The 12798-nt window shown below is 31.1% G+C and carries 10 protein-coding genes and 5 tRNA genes; 2 read left to right on the top strand and 13 right to left on the bottom strand.

What is annotated here, in order from left to right; translation table 11 throughout:
- Positions 1 to 36 precede the first annotated feature (36 nt).
- Positions 37 to 1713 (bottom strand): methyl-accepting chemotaxis protein, encoded by a 1677-nt coding sequence (locus tag OREMA_RS18430; protein ID WP_018249488.1) that lies wholly within the window; start codon positions 1711 to 1713, stop codon positions 37 to 39.
- Between the two features lie 362 nt (positions 1714 to 2075).
- On the bottom strand, positions 2076 to 2699 hold the full coding sequence (locus OREMA_RS0111900; RefSeq protein ID WP_018249487.1) for a redox-sensing transcriptional repressor Rex: 624 nt from the start codon (positions 2697 to 2699) through the stop codon (positions 2076 to 2078).
- Positions 2700 to 2879: 180 nt separating this feature from the next.
- Here OREMA_RS0111900 and lgt point away from each other — a divergent pair, with 180 nt between their 5' ends.
- Both lgt and OREMA_RS0111890 read left to right on the top strand, forming a co-directional pair.
- The gene (lgt, locus tag OREMA_RS0111895) at positions 2880 to 3662 is read left to right on the top strand and encodes a prolipoprotein diacylglyceryl transferase (RefSeq protein ID WP_018249486.1); all 783 of its coding nucleotides are present in this window, start codon (positions 2880 to 2882) and stop codon (positions 3660 to 3662) included.
- Between the two features lie 79 nt (positions 3663 to 3741).
- On the top strand, positions 3742 to 4659 hold the full coding sequence (locus tag OREMA_RS0111890; RefSeq protein WP_018249485.1) for a P1 family peptidase: 918 nt from the start codon (positions 3742 to 3744) through the stop codon (positions 4657 to 4659).
- Here OREMA_RS0111890 and OREMA_RS0111885 read toward each other — a convergent pair.
- From OREMA_RS0111885 to OREMA_RS0111835, 11 genes are all read right to left on the bottom strand, one after another.
- A complete protein-coding gene (locus tag OREMA_RS0111885) occupies positions 4656 to 5258 on the bottom strand; it encodes a thymidine kinase (RefSeq protein ID WP_018249484.1) in 603 nt (200 codons plus the stop codon). The two genes, OREMA_RS0111890 and OREMA_RS0111885, sit on opposite strands and share 4 nt — an antisense overlap.
- A gap of 200 nt (positions 5259 to 5458) precedes the next feature.
- Positions 5459 to 5534 (bottom strand) — tRNA-Phe (locus OREMA_RS0111880).
- A gap of 31 nt (positions 5535 to 5565) precedes the next feature.
- A tRNA-Asp gene (locus OREMA_RS0111875) sits at positions 5566 to 5643 on the bottom strand.
- Between the two features lie 144 nt (positions 5644 to 5787).
- Positions 5788 to 5863 (bottom strand) — tRNA-Val (locus OREMA_RS0111870).
- Positions 5864 to 6079: 216 nt separating this feature from the next.
- A tRNA-Glu gene (locus tag OREMA_RS0111865) sits at positions 6080 to 6155 on the bottom strand.
- A 92-nt stretch (positions 6156 to 6247) separates the two neighbouring features.
- Positions 6248 to 6323, bottom strand: a tRNA-Lys gene (locus OREMA_RS0111860).
- Between the two features lie 248 nt (positions 6324 to 6571).
- Positions 6572 to 7414 (bottom strand): sugar ABC transporter permease, encoded by an 843-nt coding sequence (locus OREMA_RS0111855; protein ID WP_026188987.1) that lies wholly within the window; start codon positions 7412 to 7414, stop codon positions 6572 to 6574.
- An 11-nt stretch (positions 7415 to 7425) separates the two neighbouring features.
- Positions 7426 to 8730, bottom strand: a complete 1305-nt coding sequence (locus tag OREMA_RS0111850) for a sugar ABC transporter permease (protein ID WP_018249482.1) — start codon at positions 8728 to 8730, stop codon at positions 7426 to 7428.
- An 87-nt stretch (positions 8731 to 8817) separates the two neighbouring features.
- The gene (locus OREMA_RS17740; protein WP_018249481.1) at positions 8818 to 10041 is read right to left on the bottom strand and encodes an extracellular solute-binding protein; all 1224 of its coding nucleotides are present in this window, start codon (positions 10039 to 10041) and stop codon (positions 8818 to 8820) included.
- Between the two features lie 815 nt (positions 10042 to 10856).
- Entirely contained in the window at positions 10857 to 11276 is a 420-nt protein-coding gene (locus OREMA_RS0111840) for a ferritin-like domain-containing protein (RefSeq protein ID WP_018249480.1), read from the bottom strand.
- Positions 11277 to 11404: 128 nt separating this feature from the next.
- On the bottom strand, positions 11405 to 12667 hold the full coding sequence (locus tag OREMA_RS0111835; RefSeq protein ID WP_018249479.1) for a patatin-like phospholipase family protein: 1263 nt from the start codon (positions 12665 to 12667) through the stop codon (positions 11405 to 11407).
- Positions 12668 to 12798: the final 131 nt, after the last annotated feature.

Raw genomic sequence — 12798 nt, 5'->3', positions numbered from 1 at the left:
AAAATGAGAAATTGGGTTCCCCCAATTTCTCATTTTTTAAACCTTAAATTGTGAAATCATATTTTCTAATTTTTCAGCTTTATTATCTAAATCAGTAGATGTATTTGAAATTGCCCTTGAAATCTCTTCTAAATCACCCACCACCTTAACTACTTCCCCAGCGCTAGCAGCTAATTCTTGAGTAGCTCTAGTAGTTTCATCCATCTGTATTGCTGTTTCATTTGTTGCCTCTTTAATACCTTCAAAAGCCTTACCAGCTCTACTAATAACCTTTTCACCATTTTCTACTTCTTCGGTTCCTTTTTGAATCGCTTCCACTGCCTTATCAGATTCATCCTGAGTTTCACCAATTAAGCCCTGTATCTTATCTGCTGCCCTGGCAGATTGACTTGCTAAATCTCTAATTTCATCTGCTACAACAGCAAATCCTTTTCCTGCCTCGCCTGCTCTAGCCGCCTCAATAGCAGCATTTAATGCTAATAAATTAGTCTGCTCAGAAATTGAAGTAATTAATTCTACAATTTCACCAATTTGCAATGATTTCTTATCTAGATTGCCAATTACCTCAACTGAATTCTCTACTGTCTGCTTTATCTTAGCCATCTGTTCTACAACAAGTTTAATTGCTTTGTTACCATCACCAACAATATCCTTAGTCTGTTCTGCCATTGAACCTACTTGTTCACTACTTGCTGATACCTGTTGAGTAGAAGCGGATATTTTATTAACCTGATCCAAAGTAGAGTTTACATCATGGGTAAAATCATCTAAAGTTACTGTTAACTCACTACTAGAAGAATTTAAACTATCTATAATGCCCTTGATATCATTAATCATCTTAGATTGTTGTTCACTCATCTTATTGAAACTAGTTGCTAACATACCTAATTCATCTTTGCGATCAATATCTAAAGTGGCTGTAAAATCACCCTTAGCCATTTTCTTCATACCTTCAACAGTCTTCTTAAGTGGATTAGATAATCTCTTTGCTAACCAAGCAGCAATCAAACCAACAACTAATATAGCAATAATCCCTAATAGAACAACAATATTTCTAACCTTATGAGCAGCAGCTACAATATCTTCTGTTTCTGCATCTACAACAACTGTCCAGTCTAAAGAAGCTATTTTAGCATATGCTGCTGTATATTCAATACCATTTTCACTTCTTTCAACATAGTCACTAGTTGATACCCTAGCTAAGCCTTTACTTTGATCCTCTGTATCATAAGTGATCTTATTTCTCTTATCTTCAGAAATAACTTTAAAGAATTCATTATCAGCATAACTTTCAACCTTATTATCTGAACGACTATGCATCAAAACCTTTCCATCTTTATCAAGAACAAATATATTTCCCTTTAAATTTAATGGTTCAAATACTTCACGGGTAATATTGGTCAACGTTTCTGTTAAATCAGTCATATTCATAAATAAAATCATAGCTGGCTTAATTTGATCTGCCCTCTTATTTCTCATTGAGTTTTCAACAATTCTATGCATATTAGAAGCCGTTGATCTAGCAATCATCATTAATTGCTTTTTAGATGTGTCTAATAAGGATCCTTTAAAATTAAAGTAGGAAAAAGAACCTATTAGAATAGTAATTATAAGAGTTATCCCTAATAAAATTGATAATAATTTATTAAAGATTGTATTTCCCTTAAAATGCTTCTTACTTTTAGCCCCAGATTTATTAAACAGTTGAATCACCCCATTCTTTAGAATAATTTTTTATAATAGTAGATTTTTAATAATTCAATAACATGTTATTAAATTTCTATATTTACTTGTATATACCTTCTTAATTTCCAAATAATTTTAAAAAAACTAGAGATATGAATTCATATCTCTAGTTTTTGATATTACTATAATTTTTTCTTTTTTATCAAAATTTTAAAAATAAAACTATATAATTATCCAAAACTAAAAAGAAATTTAATGACTATAAAAAGACAGCAACAAGTGACAAGTAACAGCTAACAAGTTAAATTACTTACTGGTTACTAAAATCTCTTAATCTCTTTCTATAAATATAGATTTAGATTTCATTCTAACCTTTGATGACTATATATCTAATTTGACAAATAATAAGATAAACTAATCAGCCCAATTGATAAATCTTCATCTCTAACCTTTATATCTTCAGGAAGCTTTAAATGAGTAGGTGCAAAATTCCAAATTGCTTCAACACCAGACTCAATCAATTTATTAGCAACTTCTTGTGCTCCCTCTGCTGGCACAGCAATAATAGCTATTTTTATATTGTTATCTTTTATCACTTCGTTTAATTTCTCCATTGGATATATCTCAATCTCATCTAAATTACCTTCAATTTCATCTGGTGCAATATCTAAAACATAATTTATATTTAATCCTAACTTTTTAAAGCCTCCATAATTAACTAGAGCCTGACCCAAATTACCTGCTCCTACAAGAACAATCTCCCAATTATTATTTAGCCCCAGTATTTTTTTTAAATTTTTCATTAGCACATCTACCTCATAGCCTACCCCTCTTCTGCCAAACTCACCATAATAAGATAAATCTTTTCTAACTTGAGTTGATGGTATTCCCAAACCATCGCCCAACTGTTTAGAAGATATAACTTCTATCCCCTCACTATTGACCTTTTCTAAATATCTATAATACAGTGGCAACCTTTCTATAGTAGTGGTTGGAGTCGTTATATTTTTCATAATCAATCCCTTCCTTCCTCTAATTATTCTTTTTATAAATCATATTAATATAAATGATTCTTATGTAATAATATAAATCAGTTCCAAAATGGAAATTAGTGTATATTGCAACTTGACTATCATTTAATTTTATTATAATCTTAAAGTTAATCATGGTCAAATCAAAGGAGGAAAATAATCATGAATTCAAGCTTTTTAGATCCTATTGCATTTAGCTTAGGTCCATTAAAAGTTTATTGGTATGGAATTATTATGGCTTCAGCAGTATTATTTGGACTTATTTTGGCAAGCAAAGAAGCCGAAAGAAGAAAAATGAACCCTGACCTTGTTCTTGATTTAGTAATTTTAGCTATACCCTTTGCTATTGTATGTGCACGTATTTATTATGTCATTTTTGAATGGGATTATTATAGATATAACCCTGATAAGATAATTGCTATTTGGCATGGAGGTATAGCAATACACGGAGCTTTAATTGGATCAATTATAGCTGCTATAATTTTTACCAAGAAAAATAAAGTTAATTTCTGGACATTAGCAGATGTCACAGCTCCTAGTCTTATCTTAGGACAGGCTATTGGACGCTGGGGAAACTTTATGAATCAAGAAGCTCATGGTGGCCCAGTAAGTAAATCATTTTTGGAAGGTTTACACTTACCTACTTGGATCATAGAACAGATGAATATAAACGGTATTTATTATCATCCTACTTTCTTGTATGAATCTATTTGGAACTTAACTATATTCTTATTTTTGTTCTTCTATTGGAAGAAACAGAGCTTTCTAAAAAAAGGAGAAGTATTTTTAACTTATATAAGCCTATACTCCCTAGGAAGATTTTTTATCGAAGGCATGAGAACAGATAGCTTAATGTTAGGACCACTTCGCATAGCACAAGTTATTAGTATTCTTATTATAATAACTTCTATTGGTGTAAGTTATTATAAACGTAAGTTAAAATAAAGAAAGTAAATTCATCATTTAGATAATATTATATTTTTCTTATACGCTTCTACTCATATACATATATAAGGAGGTTAGCATGAAAGATTATATTACTGATATTCCAGGAATTAAAGTTGGCCATGCACATAACAAGGATGGAATGACTGGATGTACAATAATATTAGCAGAAGAAGGAGCAGTAGCTGGAGTAGATGTAAGAGGTTCTGCTCCAGGAACTAGAGAAACAGATTTATTAAACCCGATTAATATGATTGAAAAAGTAAATGCCATCTTATTATCAGGTGGTAGTGCTTTTGGTTTAGCAGCTGCTGATGGGGCAATGTCTGCTTTAGAAGAAGCTAATATTGGATTTGATGTCGGAGTTACAAAGGTACCCATAATTCCAACTGCTGTTCTCTTTGATTTAGGGGTAGGTGATCCTACAATTAGACCAAATTTCAAGATGGGGTATCATGCTGTAAAAGCTGCCTCCTCTAATGAAAAACGTCTTGGAAAAGTAGGCGTTGGAATGGGATGTACTGTAGGAAAGCTATTAGGACAAAAACATGCTACTCCTAGCGGATTAGGAAGTTCCAGCCTCAAATTGAATAATGATATCTATATCGGAGCTATTGTTGGACTAAATGCTTTTGGTGATATTTATAATCATAAAGGAGATATAATTGCTGGTTGCCAAGATGATGAGGGTAGATTCATTAACACTTATCAAGCAATGAAAAAGAAAAAAATTAAAGGCTTTGGAAAGAATACAACTATTGGAGTTATTGCAACTAATGCCAAACTAAGTAAAGCAGAAGCTACAAAAATAGCCCAAGTAGCTCATAATGGTTATGCAAAGCATATTAATCCTGTCCATACTATGTTAGATGGAGATACTATCTTTGCTATGAGCACTGGGCATAAAAATATCGATATTAACTTACTGGCTACTGCCGCTAGTGATGTGATGGGAAGAGCAATTGTAAAAGCCATTCAAGCAGTTAATCTAGGCTAACCTTTCTTTAATTGGTGGCAAGCACGACAACGAGGCTCATACTTCTCATCAGCACCTACTACTACAATTGGATCATTAATACTTGCCGGTTTTCCGTCAATTAACCTTTGATTTCTAGTAGCTGGATTAGAGCATTTAACACAAACTGCATGTAATTTGCTAACATATTCTGCTCTTGCCATTAATTCTGGAATAGGCCCAAAACCCCTTCCAGCAAAATCAGTATCTAGTCCAGCTATAATAACCCGATAACCATCTTCAGCCAATTCATCTGCTAATGAAATAATATCATTTGAAAAGAATTGTCCTTCATCAATAGCTACTACATCTATCTCCTTTTGCTGACTCTCCTCTTTTATTATTCTTCTAATCTGACTAATATTATCAACAATCTGAGCTTTTATAGTAATCCCATTATGTGTTGCTATTTCGGTATCACTATACCTATTATCTATGCTTGGTTTAAAGACTAATACCTCTTGTTTAGCAATAACAGCTCTTTCTATTCTTCTAATTAACTCGCTACTCTTTCCAGAAAACATAACTCCTGTAACTAGTTCTAGCCAACCTGTATTGACACATCCATAATACCCATGCATCTTAATATCATCCCCTTAGTAATTTACATTATTAGATTATCCATGTTCTTGATTAATAAAAAAATAATCTATCAAAAAGACTAAAAAATACTAAATTTATATATTAAAATCAAAAAAAGTTACTCTTTTCTTGAGCAACTTAATCGTTAAATTTATATGTATTATATAAGTATCATTTTATAGTATAGTTTAATTTAAAATGGTGGCAAAACCCGGACTTGAACCGGGGACACGAGGATTTTCAATCCTCTGCTCTACCGACTGAGCTATTTCGCCAAATTTATAAATTAGTTCTCAAAAAATAAAATGGCGAGGATGACGAGACTCGAACTCGCGACCTCCGGCGTGACAGGCCGGCGTGGTAAACCAACTCCACCACATCCCCGTATTGTTAGCTTTTGGCTTCTAGCTGTTGACCTCTGGCTAAATCTTTTAAGATTTTGCTAAAAGCTAATGGCTAAATAAATGGTGTGACGGCCTCGATGGCCTAATACTAAAAATTTCATTGCGTATTAAAATCAGAAATTTTTGGTGGGCGAAACAGGACTTGAACCTGTGACCCCCTGCTTGTAAGGCAGGTGCTCTCCCAACTGAGCTATTCGCCCTTGTTTTAGCTGTTGGCTGCCAGCTTTTGGCTACTGGCTTAGACCTTAAAAAGGTTTTAAGCTAGTGACTAATAGCTAGAAGCTAGTAGCTAGTAGCTAATTAATGGTACCCCTCCGTGTTTTACAAATCTAAAGCACTACGTGTAATTATAAATTATTTTGGTACCCCTTCAGGTTTTTCAAAACAAAAACCCTTCGTGAAATCTTAAAGTATTTTGGTACCCCCAAGGGGATTCGAACCCCTGTCGACGGGATGAAAACCCGTTATCCTAGGCCACTAGACGATGGGGGCATAGGATTAATTTATAATTAATAATTTAAAATCTATAATTAGAAGACCTTTAATTATCAATTATTAATTATACATTGTTAATTGATTTAAAATGGTGAGCCATGGAGGATTTGAACCTCCGACACCCTGATTAAAAGTCAGATGCTCTACCAACTGAGCTAATGGCCCTCACTCACATTTATAAATAATATAATAAAACAAATAGAATGTCAATAACTTTTTATAAAATATTTATTATTTCCTACCTTTAGTATAATTATTCTAGTTAACTAAGTATTTATTAGTAATGTTATAACAATATTAATAAATTAGATTAAAGAAATTCTTAATATCAATATAAATTAATATAAATATTTCTTCTCAAAAGTATAAAAATAAAAACATCTGGCATATGCCAGATGTTTTTATTTTTGTTTCTACCCTTTTGTAGCTCCAGCAGAAAGTCCACCAACAAAATACTTCTGCATGGAAAGAACAAAGATCATAATTGGTACAGCAGCTAATACAGCACCAGCAGAGAATAATGTCCAGTCATTAGAAAACTGAGCACTAATCATTTGGTATAATCCTACTGCCAAAGTCTGTTTTTCTGGACTTCTCAAAATAAGTTGAGCTAATAAGAAGTCATTAAAAGGATTGATAAAGTTAAGCATTGCTACTACAGCTAACATAGGCTTAGCTAACGGCAACATTATCTGCCAAAAGATTCTAAAACGGCTAGCACCATCAATTGTAGCAGCTTCTACAAGGCTTGAAGGAATTGTATCAAAATATCCTTTAATCATCCATGTAGAAAATGGTACAGCTCCCCCAAGATATACAATTAGTATCCCTGTATGTGTGTCTAATAGACCAAACATATTCAACAATACATAAATTGCTACCATTGACATCATCCCAGGAAACATCTGTATGATTAGGAAGGTCATTAATCCATACTTTCTTCCCCAAAATCTAGTCTTAGAGAAAATATAAGCTGTAAGTGCTGTTAAAATTACTGAAAAGAATGAATTAAGTGCACCAATCTTAATACTATTCCAATACCAATATTTAAATTTATATTGTTCACTAGTCAATAATTCTTTAAAGTTCTTTAAACTTGCATTTTCAGGAATAATTCTAGAACTGTATAAACTATTAGCTGGGTTAAGAGCTGATCCAATTATCCACACTGTTGGATAAATAACCGCTATGATAGCTACAAATATAACCGCATAACAGAAAAATAACCCCATTTTCTGCTGAGTTTTCTTGCTCACTGACAACATTATTACATCAACTCCTCTTCTTTAAAGGAATTTGTTCTTCTAAATTGGTAAACACTAAATCCAGCTACTATGAAGAATATTATAATAGAAATAGCAGCAGCATAATTATATTTTAATTTATCCATTGTTAACTTATAAACCCAAGAAATCAAGATATCTGTTCCTCCAGCACCACCTTGATTACCAAAGACAGCTGGATTACCATCATTTAACAGGTATATAATTCCCATATTGTTAAAATGGAAAGCAAATTGCATAATCATCAGTGGAGCAATTTGTCTTAATACCAATGGTAATGTTATTCTTGTAAACTTCTGCCATGGAGTAGCACCATCTACCTCAGCAGCCTCATATAAAGTATCAGAAATACTTTGAATTACTCCTGAACATAAAGCCATAGCAAATGGGAAGGATAACCATAAATTAACCAAAATCACTGCAACCTTCGCCCACATAGCATCTTGTAGCCAGGGAACTTTCCCAAGACCCATAGAAGCTAATATCTTATTAACTTGACCAAAGTTGTAATTTAATAGCCCTCTCCAAATCAAAGTAGAAATAAATGCTGGAATTGCATAAGGAACCATCAAAATTGTTCTTAATATATTTCTTCCTTTTATTGATTTGTGATTTAATACAACAGCTAAAAATAGTCCTAAACCAAAAATTAGAAAAGTATTGGTAATAGCCCAAATAACTGTCCATGTAAATACACCAACAAAAGTTCTTCTCCAACTAGCTAATGTTAAAATACTTTTAAAGTTACCTATCCCAACCCAATCAACTAAGTTTCCTGGAGGAGAATGATATAAATCATAATTAGTAAAAGCTAATGATACTGTAAAGATTAATGGGAATATAGTAGCAATAAATAAGAAAATCATCCCTGGACTCATTGCAGCATATGGAAATCCTATTTCCCAAAAATTCTTAAGAGACTCTCTAAAACTAGGAACCTCTTCACCATTATCTAAAATTTTACCATTTCTATAAGCATCAATAATATTAAAGATATGAATACCTATAACCACTAATAATAAAACTGCAGATACAATACCATAGATTAGTATAAATAATGAGTGGTCTTTTCCAGGTGTTGTTCCTAAAGTAATTAAACCTTTAATATTTTTCATAAAATAAGCTGGTGATTGCAGCCAAAATGCAAGATAATAAAGAAGAAATAAAGCTCCTTTTATGTATTGTCCATTATATATCTGACCTGCTCCCATAATAAAGGTAGACAATATAGCACTATTTCTAGCTTTATTACTATTTGGCCCTGTATTAATACTAGTTTGTGCCTTCACAGAAAAACCTCCTTAAATTTTTTATTTATAAATACTAGCCTTACATGGTCATGTAAGGCTAGCTTAAAAGATATTCAATTATTTAATTTATCTCATTTGCATAATACCTTCTACTATCATATCAACAGTCATTGGCATTATCATTTCTGCCTCTGCTTTTCCATCTAAAACAAAAACCATAGCATTGTTAGCAGGAGACCAAACACTCATCATTTCAGGTACATTTGGCATTGGTACTCCACGTCTAGCTTGAATAATAAATGGTAGAAGATCTCTATCATTCATAATTCTTTCACTAGAAGCAACCTCTTTATGAGGAACAAAAATATTAGCTTCTTTATAGTGATCCATACTCATTTTAGCATTAGTTATGAATTTAAGAAAATCTGCTGCAGCTTCTTTATCTTTAGAAAACTTACTCATATAAAAACCTTTTGCAGTTACGAAAGTTTTTGGATATTTCCCATTTGGTAATTTTGGCAATGGAGCAACACCATAATTCACTCCAGCTTCTTCAAAATCTTTTAGATCCCAGTCTCCTGTAATAATAGCTCCAACCTTACCTTCTGAGAACAATCCTTTTAGAGTATTACCATCAATACCTTTTGGTACTAAGCCTTCATCTCTAAATCTTTTTAAGAATTTAGCTGCTTTAATAGCACCTTCATTACCTAAACCAACATCAGTAACATCAACTGTTCCATCAGGATTTTCTCCAAAGATATAAGCTCCATATCCTAAGAAGAAACCAGCAGTAAAGTAAAAGTCATCTGGTCTGAATAAGAAGCCATATTGATTCTTACTTGGATCAGTTATTTCTTTAGCTTGAGCTATAAAATCTTCAAAGTTTTTAGCTGGTTTTGGCATTAGATCTTTATTATAAACTAAAGCCACACTTTGATATGCATAAGGTAATCCATAGATTTTACCTTCATAAGTCAATGCATCAATAGCATTTTCTAAGTAATTTTCTTTAAAATAACCTTTTGGAAAATAACTTTCAATTGGTTCTAATAATCCTTGAATTACAGATCTACCTAATTTATCATGAGGCCATCCTACTATATCAGCACCTTTTCCAGATGGTCCATCTAGTGATAATCTTTGAGCTTGGTCAAGTTCAGCAACACTTTCAACCTTAATTTTAATACCTGTCTTCTCTTCATAAATCTTAGCAACCCTATTCATCCATTCTGTTTCAGGTCCAGTACTTACCCATACTTTTAATTCTTTTGCAGCAACTGCAGCTGGAGTAATTACTCCTATAGCAAGTGCCATAACAAGTGTTAATACTAATAATCTCTTTTTCATTCTAATTTTCCCTCCTAGATTTCATTTTTTATTTTAAATTGAATTTTGAAAAAACAAACAATAATTAACTATATTAAGATTAGAGTTTGTTTTACTATAAATCTATAATAAAACCCAATAAATCAAAAAATACATCATTAGAAAAATTTACCAGGTGAAGATCTGGTTTATTCCTCTAATATCAGAATATTCCTTAACTTATTGGGGTTATTATCTTATAATTTTAGAATTATCTAATATTCTTTTTAAATTATATACTATTGTATTAATTATTTATTCTCTTTAAAATTATATGCTTATATAAATAAATCCCACCAATAATTGCATCTAACAATCATTGCCGGGGTGCTTGTAGACTTATACAATCTTGCCCTTAAATTTTAATAATTTCATTATATATAATTATAACTATAACTATATATAGTGTCAAGACATATTATTCCAATTATATAACTTAATCTGAAATAATATCTATAGATTTTAAAAAATATAAATTTAACTATAACTTAATTTATTATTTCTACATTGTTAATGATATTCCTGCTTAACTTTCTTTTTTTTGAAATAATTTTTTCTAAGCTCCATTATATAAATTATCTGTTTAAATTTATATAATGAAATTAACAAATCAAGGCACTATATATTTATATTAAAATTAATTGGTAAATATTACAAAAGGATTTATTTTATAAATTTTTTTACCCATCTAACTATTAATAGTTAGATAATTTTTAACTATTTGTTTCTTTCTAAAAATCAAAAAAGATGGCTCTATAGTATAGAGCCATCTTTTTAATATTATAATCTTCATTTAATTATCCAAAATATCTATCTAACATACCCTTTAACATAGCAGCATGTCTAGCTTCATCTTTAGCAGACTCATTAAAGACATCATTAGCTGCAGCTAAATTTTCTTCTGCTGCAGTTACAGCAGCTTTATTCTTCATTTTATTAGCTCCTTGCTCTCCTTGTAACATCTTTTCGATATTCTCTTTAGTAGAAGCAGAAATTTTAGCATTTAATTCAGCAAATCTAGCTGCATGTTCAGCCTCTTCAATCGCAATTCTTTTTAATACTTCTGCTATCTCTGGATACCCTTCTCTTTGAGCCTGTCTTGCCATAGCTAAATATAGACCTGTTTCTTGAGTTTCTCCTTTAAATTGTCCGTCTACCACTTTTTCCAACTCTGTCCCTTTAGTACTTCCTAACTTATTCTCAACAACAAATTCCATATTAAAACTCCCCCTTGATATGTATGATTTCTTATTAGTAATAATTATTGTTAAGTTAATTATATTTATTTTCTATCCAGATGTCAAGACCTTAGCAGAAATAATAACGATTATCATTTAAGTGTTTTTTAAATTATATAATAAGAATAATGAGCATTAAGACAATTACATAATTCACATTTATTTTTTTTATCATTGATAAATGAGAAGGAATCTATAATTTCTATACCTTCTTCTTCTACCTTTTTTATTATCTCCAATAATTCTTTATTTTTATGCTTAAAATTAAGAATAATAACCCTTTCTTCTTTATTAATATAACTATAATTATAATCTAGATTATTTCGATATGGATTAATAGTAGTAAACTTTTTATTCATTTTTGAAGCAACAAAATAGGAAAACAAATAGTGATCATCATTACTTGAAGTTACAATAGTATCAAAAGAATCAACATCTACTTTCTCTATAATATAATCAACCATTTCACTAGCAAATTCTCTTAATTCAGTAGGAGTAGATTTTATATTATTCAAATCTTGAAATTTAAATATACTTTTTCTTAATCTTCTATCCTTAAAGGTTAACAAACTCTTTTCTACATTAGTATATCCTGACTGATATAGCCATTCCTTCTCTTTTCTAGATAAAGAGAAGTCTATTGCTTTAATATCACCTGTAGGAATAGATATAAGATGTGATCGAGATAGTTCAATTTGATGGCGCTCATTTAATGTCATTATCATTTCTACTAGCGCAGATAAGTAATCAATAAAACCATTGATACTATCTGTTTTTTTCTCATCCTGATATAAAACAAAACCTAAATTAGGCAATTTTGATTTATTAAATACTTTTAAAGGAAGATTATTCATTACTCCTCCATCAACATATAAACTAGATAGGTATTTATAAGGCATATAAAACACAGGTATACTCATAGACATTCTTACTGCTTTAGCTACAGAAACATAGGGGGTTTTCTGCCTAGAGAAGATCTCACTTCTTTTATTACTAACATTTGAAGCCACTACTATTACGTCTTTATTAAAGTCCCTAAAGTTTCTAATTCCTTTTACTTCTAATTTTTCTTTAATCCATCTAAAAAAATTATCTCCCTTATATAAACCAAATTTTTTTACTAACCGACTTAAGGAAAATCTATCTTTGAATCTCGCAAATTTCTCTTCAAATAAAATCTCTTTTAACTCACTACAACTATAACCAGCACCATAAAGTGTAGCTATAATTGCCCCTGCTGAAGTCCCTGCAATTCCTGATATTTGAATCTGCTTATCCTCTAAAGCCTTAATTCCACCTACATGTGCTATCCCCTTAACTCCTCCACCACTTAATGAAAGGTTAATCTTTAATTTATTTATTTCAACCACCTCCTAGATAAAACAACTACCTTATAATCAATATATAATTATAAATGTTTATTTGTTATATGTACTTTTTGGAAGATGATCTTTCTATTTTCCTTAAACAAAAAGAGACTGCGAATTAATTCGCAGTCTCT

Origin of the sequence: Orenia marismortui DSM 5156, from assembly GCF_000379025.1 — a bacterium.
Classification (GTDB): Bacteria; Bacillota; Halanaerobiia; order Halobacteroidales; family Halobacteroidaceae; genus Orenia; species Orenia marismortui.
Note: the sequence above shows the minus strand (reverse complement) of the source record. Positions and strands in the feature narration are given on the sequence as shown.